Raw genomic sequence first — 16214 nt, 5'->3', positions numbered from 1 at the left:
ATGTTGCATGCCCTTGGTAATCTCTGGACACCCCTGGCCGCCACGCCGCTGGTCTGGCTGGCGCTTACCCTGGCGGCGTTCTGGCTCGGGCGGCTGGTGCAACGCGCCTGCAAGGGCGCGCCCGCTGCCAACCCGGTGTTGATCGCGATCCTCCTTGTCGCGGCTGTCGTGCTTGCCACCCGCACCTCCTATGCCAGCTATTTCTCCGGCGCGCAGTTCATCAACTTCCTGCTCGGGCCAGCGACCATCGCGCTCGCCGTGCCGCTGGCGCGGAATCTCGATCTGGTCCGGCGCAATCTTTACAGCGTCGGCACTGCGCTGCTGGCCGGGTCGGTCGCCTCCATCGTCAGCGGCGTGGCAATTGTCTGGGCGCTGGGCGGAGCGAAAACCGTCGCGCTCTCGATGGCCCCCAAGGCCGTGACCACGCCCATCGCCATTGCCGTCTCGCAGCAAATCGGCGGCGTGCCCGCGCTGACGGCGGCTTTGGCCATTCTGGGCGGCATTGTTGCCGCGATCATCGGGCAGACGATGCTGCGCCGCCTAAAGGTGCATGACTGGCGCGCCCACGGCCTTGCCGCCGGGGTGGCGGGCAGCGGCATCGCGGCGGCGCAGGTGGCCAGCCTCAACGAGTTGGGGGCGGCCTTCGCGGCGCTCGGCATAGGGCTGAACGGCGTGCTTACCGCCATCGTCGTGCCGGTATTGGTCCTGCTCTGGGGGTAATTTACTCTACCGGTTTCTGCGCTTGTGCGGCGGTTTGCGCCTTGTGGATCGCCAGCCGCGCATCCTGCTCGCGGATGAGCCAGTAGATGCCGCCCAGGGCCAGTGCCGAGGCCGCGAGGGCCAGCAATTCCAGCGGCGAAACCTCGTGCAGGTCCAGGATGATGAACTTACGGGCGACGGCGAGCAGCGCGATCAGCATGATCGTGCGGCCGCGCACGACCTCCTTGCGTTCGAAAAACGTGGCCCGGAGCGAGCTTTTGAATTCCAGCGCGATGATGACGGTGAAGATGTTGCCGAACACTTCCTGGAAGTTGGAGATGTTTGCCAGATCCAGCGGGTTCGTCACCGCCAGCTGCCAGACATCCACCACCAGCCCAAACGTCGCGACCGCCGTGATGACCATGATGAGCGCGGTCAGGATCTGGATGACCACATACTCGAAGCTCTCATAGGGCGTGGCTTCGCGAAAAACACGCAGCAGCCGGGAAAACTCGCGGACGATGGGATTGCCGCCCGTATGGTTGGGATGTTCAGACATAATTCTCGTCCTTTGCCGCGTGCGTGGCTTTTGAGCCTGTTTCCGGCGGTGGGGCAAGCGTCCGGCCACGATGTCCTATTGCGGCGCAAAAAAACACTTGTCGTGTCGGGTGAACGTGGTTTCATGCCGGTATGGAGACACCGAACCACCACCGCACCGAATCCCTCGATGACGCCCTGCATGACGACATTCGCTTGCTTGGGCGCATATTGGGCGACACGGTGCGCGCCGTTGAGGGGGCGCAGGTTTACGGGCTGATCGAGACGCTGCGCCAGCTTGCCGTGCGCTTCCACCGCAACCAGGACCATACCGCCCAGACCGAGCTGGAGGGCATCCTCGCCAGCCTGTCGGACGACGAGATCAACAAGATCACCCGCGCCTTCGGCTATTTCTCCATTCTCGCCAACATCGCCGAGGACCACCACCACACGCGGCGCTGGCGGGCGCATCTTGTCAGCGGCTCGCCGCCGCGCGAGGGCTCGCTGGCTAACGCCATCGCCCAGGCCCGCGCCCAGGGCTACGACGACGCGAAACTGAAAAGCTTCTTCGAGACCGCCTATATCGCCCCGGTGCTCACCGCCCACCCCACCGAGGTGCAGCGCCGCTCCATTCTCGACACGTTGGACGCCATCACCGCCCTGCTGGTCCGCCGGGACCGTCTGGCCGAGACGCAGGAGGAATACGCCGAGATCGAGACCGAGCTGCGTGCCCTGGTGTTCACGCTGTGGCAGACGCGCATGCTGCGTACCTCCAAACTCTCGGTGCTGGATGAGGTGGCCAACGCGCTCACTTTCTTCGACGCCACCTTCTTCGCCGAGGTGCCCCGGCTCTACGCCGCCGTGGAGAAGGAGATCGGCGCGGACAAGCTCCCCTCCTTCCTGGAGGTCGGCTGCTGGATCGGCGGCGACCGCGACGGCAATCCCTTCGTGGATGGTAAGGTCCTCACCAGCGCGCTGGCGCTACAGGCCGAGCGCGCCTTTGCCTTCTACCTCGAGCAGGCGCGTAAGCTGCGCCGGGAACTCCCCCTCGCCGGGCTGCTGGCATTGGTCACGCCAGAGCTGCTGAAGCTGGCCGAAGCCTCGCCGGATGCCTCGGAACACCGGGCCGACGAGCCCTACCGCCGTGCCCTGGCCAAGATCCAGGCGCGCCTCGCCGCCACGCAGGAGGTGCTGCTCGGCCACCGCCCCTCCGGCTCCATCTCCGCCTCGGCCCGCAACGCCGCTGCCGAGCCTTATGCCAGCCCGGATGAGTTCATCGCCGAGCTGGAGATCATCGAGCGCTCTTTGCTCGGCCATGGGGCGAAACTGCTCACCCAGCGCCGCCTCGGCTCGCTGCTGCGCGCCGCCCGTGTGTTTGGCTGGACGCTGGCACCGCTCGATCTGCGCCAGAATTCAGATGTCCATGCCCGCACTGTGGGCGAGCTGCTGGAGGTGGCCGCCCCCGGCACCAATTATGCCGGGCTGGCTGAGGAGGCGCGCATCGCCCTGCTGCTGGCCGAGCTAGCCACGCCGCGCCCGCTCACTTCGCGCCATGTGGCTTACAGCGCCGAGACGGCGAAGGAGCTGGCGATCTTTGACGCTGCCCGGGCAGCGCATCTGCGTTTCGGCCCCCGCTGCATCCGCAACATGATCATCTCCAAGGCCGATGGTGTGTCGGACATGCTGGAGCTGGCGGTGCTGCTGAAGGAGGCGGGGCTGCTGCGCCCGGCCGAGGGCGCGCTGGATGTGAACATCGTGCCGCTGTTCGAGACCATCGGCGATTTGCGCGCCGCCCCTGGCATCATGGAGACTTTATTCTCCCTGCCGCTTTATCGGCATCTGCTGGCGTCCCGCACAGAAATCCAGGAGGTGATGCTCGGCTATTCCGACAGCAACAAGGATGGCGGCTTCCTCACCTCCGGGTGGGAGCTGTACCGTGCCGAGGTCGGGCTGGTGGAGGTGTTCGCTCGCCATGGCGTGCGGATACGCCTGTTTCATGGCCGCGGCGGCTCGGTGGGGCGCGGGGGTGGGCCGTCCTACCAGGCCATTCTGGCCCAGCCGCGTGGGGCGGTGCAGGGGCAGATCCGCCTGACCGAGCAGGGCGAGGTGATCGCCGCCAAATACGGCAATGCCGAGGTCGGGCGGCGGAATCTGGAGGTGCTGGTCTCCGCCACGCTGGTTGCCACCGCCGAGCCGGAGTTGGCCGAGCCGCTGGCCCCGAGCTTCCCCCAGGCGCTGGGCGAGTTGTCGGACGCCGCCTTCGCCGCCTATCGCGGCCTTGTGTACGAGACGCCGGGCTTCGAGGATTATTTCTGGGCCTCCACGGTCATCACCGAAATCGCGTCGCTGAATCTCGGCTCGCGCCCGGCCAGCCGCGCCAAGGGGCGCAATATCGAGGATCTGCGCGCCATTCCCTGGGTATTTTCCTGGGCGCAGTGCAGGGCGATGCTACCGGGCTGGTACGGCTTCGGCAGCGCCGTGGACGCGTTACTGGCCGCGCGCGGACCCGAGCGGGGGATGTGGCTGCTGCAATCGATGTTCCAGGACTGGCCGGTGTTCGCCACGCTGCTCTCGAACATGGACATGGTGATGGCCAAGGCCGACATGGGTATCGCCGCGCGCTATGCCGCGCTGGTGGAGAACGAAGCGTTGCGTGGCAAGATCTACCCGCGCATCGCGGCGGAATATGAGCGCACCAAGGCGCATCTGCTCGCCATCACCGGCCAGCGTGGGCTGCTGGAACGCAACCCGGCGCTGCGGCGCTCGATCCTGTACCGCTTCCCGTATCTCGACCCGCTGAACCATGTGCAGGTGGAGATGCTGCGCCGCTACCGCGCGGCACAGGAAGGCGAGCGCGAGGAGTCCGAGCGCATCCGCCGGGGCGTGCACATCTCCATCAACGGCATTGCCGCCGCGTTGCGCAACAGCGGCTAAGCCGGGAGGCGCTTGACCGAGCCCTGCAAAGCGTTTACGCCGCCAGTTATTGAGAATAAGAATTATTCTCAATAACTGGCGGCAGAGTTAATTAAGGAGGTAATCATGTGGAGTTCCGGCAATAACCGGATACGGGGTGGCTTGTCTCTTCTTGTGGCGGGGGCAACGCTTGGGGCTTTGGGAACCAATCCTGCGTTTGCGCAGAGCACATCATCCGACAGCATCTGGTCGCGCAGCAATCTGCTCGGCGACATGGGAGGCTTGCGGTCCCCGCTTGGCGATCACGGTATTACCCTGGATTTCAACGACAGCGAGAACCTGCTCGGGAACGTGAGCGGCGGGGTGAAACGCGGCGCCACGCTGCAAGGGGTTACCACCGGTTCGCTGGAGGTGGATACCGGCCAGGCCTTTGGCCTGGAGGGCGGCAGGTTCCATGTCAGCGCGCTGCAAATCCATGGCCAGCAGCTCAGCCCGTCCTACCTAGACAATCTCCAGACCGCCAACGGCAACGAGGCCAGGGACGGTACGCGGCTATGGGAGCTGTGGTATGATCAGGCCTTCTTCAACGGCAAGGCGGATATCAAGCTCGGTGAGCAGAGCCTCGATAACGAGTTCATCGTCAGCCCGAATTCCAGCCTGTTCGTCAACACCATGGCGGGCTGGCCGATGATCCCTTCGGTCGATCTGTACGGCGGCGCGCCGGCTTATCCGCTCTCATCGCTGGGTGTGCGCCTGCAGGTGAAACCCACCGACAACCAGAGCATCCTCGCTGGCGTGTTCGACGACAATCCCGGCGGCGGCGCCTTTTCCGACGACGCCCAGATGCTCGACAACCACGGCACCAATTTCAACATGAATACAGGCGCGCTGTGGATCGCCGAGTACCAGTACAGCCTGCCCGGCAATTTCCCACCCGGCACCTACAAGCTCGGCGGCTGGTACGATTCTGGTTATTACCGCGACCAGCGTTACGGCACGGATGGCCTCTCCCTCAGCAATGCCAGGAGCAACGGCAATGCGATCATGCATCGTGGCAATTACGGCATCTATATCGTCGTCGACCAGATGGTATGGAAATCCCAGTCCGACAGCGCCCGCACCCTCAACCTGTTCGGCCGGGTGATGGGCGCGCCGGATGCCCAGAATGAGATCGATTTCTCCTTCAATGGCGGCGTCACCATGACCGCGCCGCTGCCGGGGCGCGATGACGACCAGGCGGGGATCGATTTTGGTCTGGCCCGGGTAAGCAGCCGCGCGGCGGCACTCGACCGCGATTCCGGCCTGCCGGTGCGCGGTACCGAGGAGTTGCTCGAATTCACCTATAACGCGCAGGTCATGCCCTGGCTGATGGTGCAGCCGGACCTCCAGTACATCGTCAGCCCCGGCGCCGGTATTCAGGACCCGAACGACCCGAGCCGCAAGCTGCGTAACGAGCTTGTCATCGGCCTGCGCGAGGTGACGGCGTTCTGAGGCGGCTGAACTAGCCGCCCAGAAAGCCGCTCAGCACGTTCACGGCATTGATGCCGATTTCGGCCACGGCGTAACCGTTTTCCATCATGAACAGCGTCGGCTTGTTCAGTGTTTTGACGATGCCGCCAAGGCGAAGGTAATCGTAGTGGTCGAGTTTGAAATACGAGATCGGGTCATCACGGTGAGATGCGGAAACAGCGCGTAGTTCTGGAAGACCATGTTCACCCGCCTGGCGCGCGGCGGCAACTCGACCATGTTTTGCCCTTGCAGACGGATCTCGTCGCGTGTCGGCGTTTCGCAGCCCGCGCAACATGCGCAGCAGAGACGTCTTGCCGCAGCCCGAGGGGCCGAGCAGGGTAAAGAACTCCTTGTCGCGGATGGTCAGGCTGCCCCCGTCCAGCGCCCCCGTACCCGTTGGCCTGGGAACCGAAAATCTTGTCGACGGCGCGGATCTCGATGTAGGGAGGAGACTTTCTTTTAATAACAAAATGAAATTACGCAATTCATTGGTGATAAATGCTTTTTTGTTTATTTGTTTCGCGGCGCAGCGTCAGCATGATTAAGCGTTAACCGGAACCGTGCGGGGGTCAACCAGAACCGGCATGGGCAGGGATGGCCATATTACCCGGCCATACCTGCCCAGTGCGTCAGGCGGCGTTGGCGAGCGGTCCGCGCTCGACATAGGCATCCAGCCCCGGGGTGCGGTAGCCGTCTGCGCGCCAGGTGATCGGGAAGTAGTTCTCATCGAGTTCGTTGGAGCCGAACTTCATGTACTTGCCGTAGATCGGCCCGTTGCCGATGCTCATGCGGTTCGGAACGAACTCGACGTCCGACTGCATCATATGCACGGCGATAGCGCGGCGAGGGTTGGGCATCTTGTTGATGCGCGAACCGTGCCAAGTCCAGCCGTCATGAAACGCGCCGCCACCCGGCGGCACCACGATTGGCACCATCTCCAGCTCGAACCCATTGGCCTCGGCCCATTCGCGGGCTTCCTTCAGATCGTCTTCCGGACCATGGAATTTCAGGATTGGCTGCGCCTCGCCCCATTTATGTGAGCCGCGCAGATACATTAGCGTGCCGCCCTCGGCGGTGGTTTCATCCAGCGCGATCCAGCAGCTCGTAAGGGCAGGTTTGCTGAACCAGAGCGCATACATGCTGTCCTGATGAAAGCCGATCGGCCGGCCGGCGGGCGGTTTCCAGAGCAGATTATCCACCATCACGCGTGCGCCGCTCCAGCCGCCGAACTTGGCGCAGGCCTCGCCCAGGCCCGCGGACATCACATGCCGGGCGACGGTGCGGTCGGCGCGCCAGCCATTGCAGATCTGCATCGTATAAGGCGGGTTGCCTTCGGGCAGGTTCACTTCGTCAGGGCGGATGCCGGTCTCGAACTCCTTGCGCATGAACATCGGCTCGTAGCGTGAGAGAATGGCCGCAGCCTCCTCGCGCTCGATGATCTTGTCCACGATGAGAAACCCGTCGCGGCGGTATTGCTCGGCCTGGGCTTCGGTAATCTTGATCATGCTTGCTTCCTGTTTTCGCTGTTGCCGGGTTGATCAGAAGAAGGTGAGGTAACGGTTGAGCTCCCATTGGGAGACGGTCAGGTGGTAATCGCGCCATTCCTGCCGCTTGACCTTGATGAACGCGTTGACGAGTCGCTCGCCGAGGGCGCTGGCCAGTACGGTGTCGGCTTCCAGGCAGTTGATTGCTTGGTCGAGATTCTGTGGCAGCGTTTCCACGCCCAGTGCCGCGACATCCGCGGGCGGCATCGTGAAGAAATTGACGTTATGCGGCTCACCGGGATCGAGATCGTTCTCGATGCCATCGAGCCCAGCGGCGATGATGGCGGCCAGTGCAAGATAGACATTCATGCCGCCATCGCCGGTACGGATCTCGATGCGCCCATACGGAATGCGCACCATGGCGGAACGGTTATTGTTGCCATAGGCAATGTAAACCGGCGCCCAGTATGGCGAATCCGGCGTGCCCACAACGAGCCGCTTATAGGAGTTCACCGATGGTGCCAGCAGCGCGGTCAGTGCCTTGGCATGCTTCAACACACCGGCCATGAATTTATAGGCCAGCGGTGAGAGACCCATGCCCTTCGGGTCGGTGTCGTCGCGGAACAGATCATCGCCCCCCGCATCTGCGATGGAGAGATGCACATGCATGCCATTGCCGGTGGTGGTGGCGCTGAGCTTGGGCATGAAGCTGCAAATACCGCCCAGGCTGTGCGCGATCTCGCTCGCGGCCATTTTGAAGAGCTGGATGTTATCGGCGCTGGTGACGGCGTCAGCGTACTTAAAGTTCACCTCATACTGGCCGTTCGCGTCCTCATGGTCGATTTGGTATACGCCGATGCCCAACGCCTGCAGCGAGCCCACGATCTGTTCGACGAACGGACGCACATTGGCGAGGCTGCGGTAATCGTAAGCGGGTTTGGCTAGCGTGTCGGCAGGGTCGAACGGCAGCAGTGCGCCGGATTCGTCGCGCCGCAGCAGGTAGAATTCCGGTTCCAGCCCGGTATTCGCGATCCAGCCATGAGCAGCAAGCCGCGCGCATTGCGCTTTCAGGGCATTGCGCGGGTCGAGCGCGAAGGCTGTGCCCGCCACGGTGCCGGTGCCGAGAATACGCGCATAACCCGGCGCCCAAGGCAGCAGGGCCAGCGTCTCTAGATCGCCGACCATCATGTATTCGGGGTCGAACACTGTCATGTCGAACCCGGCGACGGCGGCACCCGCGAACCCGGCACCCTCCGTCACAAGATTCTCCAGGCAGCGCACTGGCACGGATTTGCTCTTGAGGCTGCCATGCACATCCGTGAACTGGGCCAGCAGGAAGCGGATGCCCTGCGCCTCAAGAAAAGCGGCGGCGGATTTTGTATCCTTCGCCTCACTCCGCAGGGAACCGAAAGACAGGTCCAACAGCCCATGTGGAAATTTTTGCATATTACTCATAAAGATTGCTCCCCATGCAATTTTATACTGGCTGATGTTGCACATTGCGTGCCAAAGCGGCGGGCTTGGCTGGTCTTGCGGTTTTGGTCGGAGGCTTTCGATGCCGCGCTCAAAAACTGGGCGGATTGATGCCGATATGGGCAAATATTGCATTAAACACACTAATATTGCGTATAATGCAAATATGCCATAACTGCAGCCTTATAATATTCAGTTAGCGGGAGCTTTTGGGATGAAGATTCTCGGTATTGCCGGTGGTGGTGTCCGGTCGAGCGAGGAAGCCGGTGTGCTGGCAGATGAGATCGCGGCGCGCGGGCACGAGTTGTTCTGGGCCTCGCGGCTGGCTGGCGACGAATTGCCCGCCGATGACGGCCCGTATGACGGGTTGATCCTGTTTGGCGGAGAGATATCGGTGGCCGACCCGGAGCATGCGCCGTACTTCAACGCGGTGGCCGCGCTGATCCATAAGTTCGACGATCACGGCAAGCCGGTGCTCGGCTCCTGCCTTGGCGCGCAGACGGTGGCTTACGCCTTCGGCGGCGAGGTCCGCCCGCTTGGCTTTCTCGAATTCGGCTTCACCACGCTTTCACCCGTGCTCGCGGCGGCGGACGATCCGCTGCTGGGTCATCTGGACGGCGCCATCGAACTCTTCGAGATGCACAGCGATACATTCAGTCTGCCGCCAAGCGCGACACTGCTGATGCAAGGCGGTGCGGTGCGGAACCAAGCTTTCCGGGTGGGCAAAAACTGCTACGGCTTCCAGTGCCATTTCGAGGCCACGCCGAAGATCGCCGATGCCTGGATCGGCCGTGAACTCCGCCTGAGCGCTCGTTTTGCGCCGGGTGAGTTGGAGGCGATGGAGCGCAAGCTGGAAGGCGATTTCGTGGTCTATGGCCCGGCGCAGACCAGTTTCGCCAACAATGTGGTGGACCGCTGGCTTGAGCTGTGCGCGAGGGAAAAGGCCAAACGGGAACTTGCCGTTCAGGTGTCGTAGATCATCACGCAGATAAAGTGGATTTCATCGCTGAACAGCCGCTCCGGCCCGTGCTCGACATGGGCCGAGAAGGTGAATGTATCACCAGCGCGGATGGTGTATAATTCGCTACCATAACGATACTCCATGCTGCCGCGCAGCATGTAGAGCAGTTCGGTGCCTGGATGCCGGAAGCGGGGATAGACCTCGCTGTCCTTATCCATGGTGATATAGAAGCCCTCGAAGGACCGGCCCGGCCCGCGCTGATACGCGATGAGCTTGTACATATGCCCATGGCTGGTGCCGGAGCGGATGACCTCCATCTGCTCCTCGGCGCGCACCAGCCGCGCTTGGCCCTTCGGCTCCGAGACCTCGGCGAACAGATCCGCCAGCGAGAGCCCGACCGCTTGGCAGATGCGCTCCAGGCTCTCGAAGCTGGAGGTGACGCTGCCATTCTCGATGCGGCTGAGATTGGCCGAGGACAGCCCGGCTCCCGCCGCGAGTTGCGACAAAGTCAGCCCATGCGCCTTGCGGTGGCGGCGGATGACATCGCCAATGCGCTGGGCGATGGGCGCATCAGCCTGTTTCTGCGATCCGATGGCCGCTTCTGCATCGGTGGCGGCCTTTGGCTTTCTTTTCGTCGTCAAGAAATGGGCCTCTCTGCGTTCATCCTGCCTGTGTATCTCAGGGCAAGCGCAGCGGGCAAACTATTCCCCCAGCCAGTCGAGCAGCGCCGCCTCGCCGCCTTCGTTTGGTGCTGGGCGGGGGGCGGGCGTTGGCGGTACCGAGCGCGAGAAGCGTGGGGCAGGGGCAGGCTGGATCACACCGTCGATCTCCACAAACGCCCCGCGCGCCTGGTTGTGCGGGTGGCGGGGCGCTTCGTCGAGCGAGAGCACCGGGGCGACGCAGGCATCCGAGCCTTCGAACAGCGCGCACCATTCATCGCGCGGGCGGGTGAGGAACAGGGCGGCCAGCTTGGCGTGCAGGGCGGGCCACACGGCAGGGTCGGCGTGGTTGGGCCAGTCGGCGGCGTTCAGCCCGGCGCGGGCGGCGAAAATCTCGAAGAATTTGCGCTCCATCGGGGCGATGGCGACATGGCGGCCATCGGCGCAGACGTAAGTGCGGTAGATGGCGGCGGCGCCGTCCAGCAGGTTGGCGGCGCGCCGATCCTCCCACAGCCCTTCGGCGCGCATGGCGTAGATCATCGCCATCAGCACCGCCGCGCCATCGGTGATCGCGGCGTCGATCACCTGGCCCTGGCCCGAGCGCTGGCGCTCATACAGGGCCGAGAGGATGCCGGTGATGAGGAACATCGAGCCGCCGCCGAAATCGCCGGGCAGGTTGAGGGGCGGCAGCGGGTCCTCGGCGGTGCCGATGGCGTGCAGCGCGCCGGAGAGCGCCAGATAGGTGATGTCATGCCCGGCCGTGGGGGCCAGCGGGCCGGTCTGGCCCCAGCCGGTCATGCGCGCGTAGATCAGCCTGGGGTTGGCCGCGCATAAAGGCTCCGGGCCCAGGCCGAGGCGCTCCATCACGCCGGGGCGGAAGCCCTCCACCAGCACATCCGCCGCCCCGGCGAGGCGCTTGGCCGTCTCCAGCCCTTCCGCGCTCTTCAAATCCAGCACCAGGGAGCGGCGGCCGCGCTCTATGAAGTCCTGCTTCAGCCCGAGCAGGTTATCCGCTCCGGCGCGGTCGATGCGCAGCACATCCGCGCCGAGATCGGCCAGCACCATGCAGGCGAAGGGCGCGGGGCCCAGCCCGTTGAACTCCAACACCTTCAGTCCGGCGAGCGGTCCCATCTGCGTTCTCCTCAGGCTACGGCACGGGCGATGACGAGGCGCTGGATATCGCTGGTGCCTTCGTAAATCTGGCACACCCGCACGTCCCGATAAATCCGCTCCACCGGGTAATCGGCGATATAGCCGTTGCCGCCATGGATCTGCAGCGCGGCGGAGACCACGCGCTCGGCCATCTCGGAGGCGAAGAGCTTGGCCATGCAGGCTTCCGTCAGGCAGGGCTCGTCCGCCTCGCGCAAAGCCGCCGCATGCAGCACGAGCTGGCGCGCCGCTTCGATCTCGGTGGCCATGCTGGCGAGGCGGAAGGCGACGGCCTGATGCTCGGCGATGGGTTTGCCGAAGGTCTTGCGCTCGCGGGCGTAATCCCGCGCCGCCTCGAACGCCGCGCGGGCCATGCCCACCGCTTGCGAGGCGATGCCGATGCGTCCGCCTTCAAGATTCGCGAGCGCGATCTTGTAGCCCTCGCCCTCTTCGCCCAACCGCAAATCGGCGGGGAGGACCATGTCGTCGAAGGCGAGCTGGCAAGTGTCGGAGCTGTGCTGGCCGAGCTTCTGCTCCACGCGCACCACGCGGTAGCCGGGGGTATCGGTGGGCACGATGAAGGCGGAGATGCCCTTCTTGCCCGCCGCCGGGTCAGTCACGGCGAAGAGGATGACGACATCGCCATTCTGGCCGGAGGTGATGAACTGCTTGGCCCCGTTGATGATGTAGGTGTCGCCATCCCGCCTTGCCCGGGTGCGCAGGTCCGAGGCGTCCGACCCCGCCTGCGGCTCGGTGAGGGCGAAACCGCCGATCCACTCGCCAGAGGCCAGCTTGGGCAGGAAGCGGCGTTTCTGGTCCTCGGTGCCGAACTTCACGATCGGCCCGCAGCCCACCGAGTTGTGCACCGAAAGAATAGTGGAACAGGCGCCATCCCCGGCGGCGATCTCCTCCAGCACCGTGGCATAGGCCACGGTGCCGACATCCGAGCCGCCATATTCCTCCGGCACCGTCATGCCCAGCAGGCCAAGCTGGCCCATCTCGCGCAGCTCCTCACGCGGGAAGGCATGGGCGGAATCCCGCGCGGCGGCGGTGGGGGCCAGGCGCTCGTGGGCGAAGTCGCGGGCCATGTCGCGCAGAGCGGCGCGGGTTTCATCCAGCAGCATCTTAATGCACCAGCTCGATGGCCATGGCGGTGGCCTCGCCGCCACCGATACAGAGCGAGGCGATGCCCCGCTTGCCCCCGCGCTCGGCCAAGGCGGCCAGCAGCGTGATGAGGATGCGCGCGCCGGACGCGCCGATGGGATGGCCCAGGGCGCAGGCCCCGCCATTCACATTCACCTTGTCGTGCGGCAAATCGAGATCGCGCATCGCCGCCATCGCCACCACGGCGAAGGCTTCGTTGATCTCGAACAAATCGACATCCTTGAGCGCCCAACCGCTCTTTTCCGCCAGCTTGTTGATGGCCCCGATGGGCGCGGTGGCGAACAGATTGGGGGCTTGGGCCTGGGTAGTGTGGCCGACGATGCGGGCCAGCGGCGTCAACCCACGCTTTTCGGCTTCCGAAGCGCGCATCAGCACCAGCGCCGCCGCGCCGTCGGAAATGGAGGAGGAATTCGCCGCCGTGACCGTGCCGCCCTGGCGGAAGGCTGGCTTGAGGCTGGGGATCTTGTCCAGCTTCGCCTTGCCGGGCTGCTCGTCGATGCTCACCACCATCGTGCCCGTGTTCACCGGCACGATCTCTCCGGCGAAGCGGTCCTTGGCGATGGCCTCCTGTGCACGGGTGAGCGAGGCGATGGCGTAGTTATCCTGCTCCTGGCGGGTGAACTGATAGGCCTCGGCGCAATCCTCGGCGAAGGTTCCCATCAGGCGACCTTTGTCATAAGCGTCCTCCAGCCCGTCGAGGAACATATGGTCCAGTACCTTGCCGTGGCCCAGGCGGTAACCGGCGCGGGCTTTCTCCAGCAGATAGGGGGCGTTGGTCATGCTCTCCATGCCACCTGCCACCGCGATATTCGCGCTCCCGGCCAGGATCAGGTCATGGGCCAGCATGGCCGCCTTCATGCCCGAGCCGCACATCTTGTTCACCGTGGTCGCCCCGGCGGCCAGCGGAAGCCCGGCCTTCAGCGCGGCTTGGCGCGCGGGGGCCTGACCCAGCCCGGCGGGCAGCACGCAGCCGAACACGATTTCCTCCACGGCCTCCGGCGCGAGCCCGGCGCGCTCCAGCGCCGCGCTGATGGCCGCGGCCCCCAACTCGGGCGCGGCGACGCCGGCGAAATCGCCCTGGAACCCGCCCATGGGGGTGCGGGCGGCGCTGACGATGACGATGGGATCAGCAGACATGGGACACTCCTGTTATTTCGGGGCCATGCGCAGCGCGCCATCCAGCCGGATGACCTCGCCATTGAGCATGATGTTCTCGACGATATGCGCGACCAGGGCGGCGAATTCCGCCGGGCGGCCAAGGCGCGAGGGGAAAGGCACGGTGGCGCCCAGGGAATCCTGCACCGCCTGGGGCATGGCCTCCATCATCGGGGTGGCGAAGATGCCCGGCGCGATGGTGACGCAGCGAATGCCCGACCGCGCCAGCTCCCGCGCCACGGGCAGGGTCAGCCCCGCCACACCGGCTTTGGAGGCGGCATAGGCGGCCTGGCCGATCTGCCCGTCATAGGCGGCGATGGAGGCGGTGTTGATGAGCACGCCACGCTCCCCCTCGGCGCCGGGCTCCTGCTTGGCCATGGCGTCGGCGGCGAGGCGCAGCATGTTGAACGTGCCGATCAGGTTGATGTTCACGGCGCGGGCGAAGCTCTCCAGACGGTGCGGGCCTTCGCGCCCCGCCACCTTCTCGCCGGGGGCGATGCCGGCGCAGTTCACCAGTCCATCCAACCGCCCGAAGGCGCTGAGGGCCGTGGCAACAGCCGCCCGACCATCGGCCTCCGAGGTGACATCGGTGCGGACGAACACCGCCGCGGTGCCCAGCTCCGCGGCCAGGGCCTCGCCGGTGGCAGCGTTGACATCGGCCAGCACCACGCGCCCGCCGCACGCCACCAGATGCCGCGCCGTGGCCGCACCCAGCCCGGAGCCGCCGCCGGTGATGAGGAAAACATGGTTTTCGATCTGCATGACGGCTTTCCCTTAGTGGTGCTGTTTTTCCCGAGCGCGCAGCATGAAACGTTGCAGTTTGCCGCTCGGCGTTTTGGGCAGTTGCTCGACGAACTCGATCTCGCGCGGATAGGCATGCGCCGAGAGTCGCTTTCGCACATGTAGGCGCAACTCCTCGGCCAGCGCATCGCTGGGCTCGATATCGGGCTTGAGCACGACGAAGGCCTTCACGATCTCGGTGCGCTCCGGGTCGGGCTTGCCGATCACGCCCACCTCCACCACCGCCGGATGCTCGATCAGCGCGCTCTCCACGTCGAACGGCCCGATGCGGTAGCCGGACGAGGTGATGACATCGTCATTGCGGCCGACGAAGGCGATCAGCCCATCCGGCCCCAGCTCGGCGAGGTCCCCGGTGCGGTAGTATTTCGGCCCGAGGGACGGGGTTTCCTTGTTGTAATAGCCGGTGAACCAGAAGAGCGGCGAGGCGGCGAGGTCCACGGCGAGGTCGCCGGGGGTGTCGGGGCCGAGTTCGGCATCGTCCGGCCCGATGATCACGACGCGGAAGCCGGGCATGGGCAGGCCCGCCGCCCCGGCGCGTTGTTTGTGGCTGAGGCCGTGATGGTTGTTCACTACCATGCCCATTTCGGTCTGGCCGTAATGATCGCAGATCGGCGCATCCAGCGCCGCGCGGAACCAGCGGATGACCTCCGGGTTCAGCGGCTCCCCGGCGCTGGAGACGGCGCGGAGCTGTCCCTTTACCGGTGCTGCAGCTTCCAGCCCAGCGGCCATCAGCAGCCGGTAGGCCGTGGGCGCGCCCGCGAGGTTGGTGATGCCGTGGCTGGCGATGATCCGGTAGGTGCTCTCGGCGGTGAATGGGCCTTCATAGAAGGTGGTGGTGTGGCCAAGCAGCAGTGGGCCGGTGACGGCGTAATACAGCCCATAGGCCCAGCCGGGGTCGGAGATGTTCCAGTATTTGTCCCCGGGGCGCAGGTCGACCGCGTACTGCATATACACGCGGAAGGGCAGCAGCGTGCGGATGGGCACAGGCACACCCTTGGGCAGGCCGGTGGTGCCGGAGGTGGACATCATCAAAAAGAGGTCGCTGCCCTTGCGCATGACCGGGGCGAAATCCGGGCTGGCGGCCTTGAGTGCCGCGATGAAGTCGATATCCCCCGCCGCCACGCTCCCGCTGCGCGTGACAACGGCGACTTGCGGGCGGTTGGGCACGTCGTCCAGCTTCGGGCGGTTGGTGGGGTCGGTAACCACCAGCTTGGCACTGGAGGTTTGCAGTCGCTGCTCGATGGCTTTCGGCCCGAAGGCGGTGAAGAGCGGCTGGTACACTGCCCCCGCGCGCCAGGTGCCGAGGATGGTGATGAGTAATTCCGGCGTGCGCGGCAGCATGCCCGCCACAACGTCGCCCGGCTGCACCCCCAGCGTGGTGATGACATTGGCGAAGCGCGCGGCCTGATCGCGCAGTTCGGCGAAGCTCAGTGAGACGCGCTCGCCGTTGATCCCTTCCCATTCCAGCGCGATGCCACCACCGGCCACATGGGCGTCACAACATTCCACGCAGACATTGATGCCAGCCTCCAGATCGCCGCTCAGCTTCGCCGCCATATCGGCTGGGCTGAAGGCGGCGTAGAAGCTGGTATAGTCAGGGCGCGCGGCGGCATCCTGGTGCGGACCGGTGGCAAGCATGGCGTTTCCTCTGCGGTAGCGGTGACGTCTTTATTCGCGGTTCTGTGTCCGCCTGGGGGAACAATGCGCCGG

At 64.9% G+C, this 16214-nt stretch carries 14 protein-coding genes; 4 read left to right on the top strand and 10 right to left on the bottom strand.

Translation table 11 applies throughout. The annotated features are described in order from the left end of the window. A complete protein-coding gene (locus HNP71_RS08020; protein WP_183266371.1) occupies positions 1-720 on the top strand; it encodes an LrgB family protein in 720 nt (239 codons plus the stop codon). A 1-nt stretch (position 721) separates the two neighbouring features. Here HNP71_RS08020 and HNP71_RS08015 read toward each other — a convergent pair whose 3' ends face one another. Further along, positions 722-1258: a phosphate-starvation-inducible PsiE family protein gene (locus HNP71_RS08015; RefSeq protein WP_183266370.1), complete on the bottom strand. Its 537-nt coding sequence runs from the start codon at positions 1256-1258 to the stop codon at positions 722-724. Between the two features lie 131 nt (positions 1259-1389). Here HNP71_RS08015 and ppc point away from each other — a divergent pair, with 131 nt between their 5' ends. Together ppc and HNP71_RS08005 are read left to right on the top strand one after the other, a co-directional pair. Continuing rightward, complete coding sequence (gene ppc / locus HNP71_RS08010; RefSeq protein WP_183266369.1) at positions 1390-4170, top strand: phosphoenolpyruvate carboxylase; 2781 nt, start codon at positions 1390-1392, stop codon at positions 4168-4170. Between the two features lie 105 nt (positions 4171-4275). After that, a complete protein-coding gene (locus HNP71_RS08005) occupies positions 4276-5640 on the top strand; it encodes a carbohydrate porin (protein ID WP_183266368.1) in 1365 nt (454 codons plus the stop codon). Positions 5641-5650: 10 nt separating this feature from the next. Here HNP71_RS08005 and HNP71_RS14370 read toward each other — a convergent pair whose 3' ends face one another. From HNP71_RS14370 to glnT, 3 genes are all read right to left on the bottom strand, one after another. Further along, on the bottom strand, positions 5651-6142 hold the full coding sequence (locus HNP71_RS14370) for an ATP-binding cassette domain-containing protein (RefSeq protein WP_343062359.1): 492 nt from the start codon (positions 6140-6142) through the stop codon (positions 5651-5653). 145 nt (positions 6143-6287) lie between these two features. Continuing rightward, the gene (locus tag HNP71_RS07995; protein WP_183266367.1) at positions 6288-7163 is read right to left on the bottom strand and encodes a phytanoyl-CoA dioxygenase family protein; all 876 of its coding nucleotides are present in this window, start codon (positions 7161-7163) and stop codon (positions 6288-6290) included. Positions 7164-7196: 33 nt separating this feature from the next. Next, a complete protein-coding gene (glnT, locus tag HNP71_RS07990; RefSeq protein WP_221246693.1) occupies positions 7197-8597 on the bottom strand; it encodes a type III glutamate--ammonia ligase in 1401 nt (466 codons plus the stop codon). A gap of 232 nt (positions 8598-8829) precedes the next feature. On the opposite strand from glnT, the gene HNP71_RS07985 reads away from it, so the two are divergent. Next, positions 8830-9591, top strand: a complete 762-nt coding sequence (locus HNP71_RS07985) for a type 1 glutamine amidotransferase (protein WP_183266366.1) — start codon at positions 8830-8832, stop codon at positions 9589-9591. Here HNP71_RS07985 and HNP71_RS07980 read toward each other — a convergent pair. From HNP71_RS07980 to HNP71_RS07955, 6 genes are read right to left on the bottom strand one after another with little or no spacing between them, the layout of a single operon-like run. After that, a complete protein-coding gene (locus HNP71_RS07980; protein ID WP_183266365.1) occupies positions 9579-10217 on the bottom strand; it encodes a helix-turn-helix domain-containing protein in 639 nt (212 codons plus the stop codon). The genes HNP71_RS07985 and HNP71_RS07980 overlap by 13 nt on opposite strands. A gap of 60 nt (positions 10218-10277) precedes the next feature. Beyond that, on the bottom strand, positions 10278-11366 hold the full coding sequence (locus HNP71_RS07975; RefSeq protein ID WP_183266364.1) for a CaiB/BaiF CoA transferase family protein: 1089 nt from the start codon (positions 11364-11366) through the stop codon (positions 10278-10280). A gap of 11 nt (positions 11367-11377) precedes the next feature. Next, on the bottom strand, positions 11378-12508 hold the full coding sequence (locus HNP71_RS07970; RefSeq protein WP_183266363.1) for an acyl-CoA dehydrogenase family protein: 1131 nt from the start codon (positions 12506-12508) through the stop codon (positions 11378-11380). A 1-nt stretch (position 12509) separates the two neighbouring features. Further along, positions 12510-13685 (bottom strand): acetyl-CoA C-acyltransferase, encoded by a 1176-nt coding sequence (locus HNP71_RS07965; protein WP_183266362.1) that lies wholly within the window; start codon positions 13683-13685, stop codon positions 12510-12512. A gap of 12 nt (positions 13686-13697) precedes the next feature. Beyond that, the gene (locus HNP71_RS07960) at positions 13698-14465 is read right to left on the bottom strand and encodes a 3-hydroxyacyl-CoA dehydrogenase (protein ID WP_183266361.1); all 768 of its coding nucleotides are present in this window, start codon (positions 14463-14465) and stop codon (positions 13698-13700) included. A gap of 12 nt (positions 14466-14477) precedes the next feature. Beyond that, positions 14478-16142, bottom strand: coding sequence for an AMP-binding protein (locus HNP71_RS07955; RefSeq protein WP_221246692.1), 1665 nt, complete (start codon positions 16140-16142; stop codon positions 14478-14480). Between the last annotated feature and the right edge of the window lie 72 nt (positions 16143-16214).

The sequence above is a fragment of the Acidocella aromatica genome (assembly GCF_014201825.1).
GTDB lineage: Bacteria > Pseudomonadota > Alphaproteobacteria > Acetobacterales > Acetobacteraceae > Acidocella > Acidocella aromatica.
This window is presented reverse-complemented; position numbering and strand designations above follow the sequence as displayed.

Excerpts from the sequence above, each read along its gene's own strand:
- HNP71_RS08020 (WP_183266371.1), top strand. The coding sequence starts at position 1 with ATGTTGCATGCCCTTGGTAATCTCTGGACACCCCTGGCCGCCACGCCG.
- HNP71_RS08015 (WP_183266370.1), bottom strand. The coding sequence starts at position 1,258 with ATGTCTGAACATCCCAACCATACGGGCGGCAATCCCATCGTCCGCGAG.
- ppc (WP_183266369.1), top strand. The coding sequence starts at position 1,390 with ATGGAGACACCGAACCACCACCGCACCGAATCCCTCGATGACGCCCTG.
- HNP71_RS08005 (WP_183266368.1), top strand. The coding sequence starts at position 4,276 with ATGTGGAGTTCCGGCAATAACCGGATACGGGGTGGCTTGTCTCTTCTT.
- HNP71_RS07995 (WP_183266367.1), bottom strand. The coding sequence starts at position 7,163 with ATGATCAAGATTACCGAAGCCCAGGCCGAGCAATACCGCCGCGACGGG.
- glnT (WP_221246693.1), bottom strand. The coding sequence starts at position 8,597 with ATGAGTAATATGCAAAAATTTCCACATGGGCTGTTGGACCTGTCTTTC.
- HNP71_RS07985 (WP_183266366.1), top strand. The coding sequence starts at position 8,830 with ATGAAGATTCTCGGTATTGCCGGTGGTGGTGTCCGGTCGAGCGAGGAA.
- HNP71_RS07975 (WP_183266364.1), bottom strand. The coding sequence starts at position 11,366 with ATGGGACCGCTCGCCGGACTGAAGGTGTTGGAGTTCAACGGGCTGGGC.
- HNP71_RS07970 (WP_183266363.1), bottom strand. The coding sequence starts at position 12,508 with ATGCTGCTGGATGAAACCCGCGCCGCTCTGCGCGACATGGCCCGCGAC.
- HNP71_RS07965 (WP_183266362.1), bottom strand. The coding sequence starts at position 13,685 with ATGTCTGCTGATCCCATCGTCATCGTCAGCGCCGCCCGCACCCCCATG.
- HNP71_RS07960 (WP_183266361.1), bottom strand. The coding sequence starts at position 14,465 with ATGCAGATCGAAAACCATGTTTTCCTCATCACCGGCGGCGGCTCCGGG.
- HNP71_RS07955 (WP_221246692.1), bottom strand. The coding sequence starts at position 16,142 with ATGCTTGCCACCGGTCCGCACCAGGATGCCGCCGCGCGCCCTGACTAT.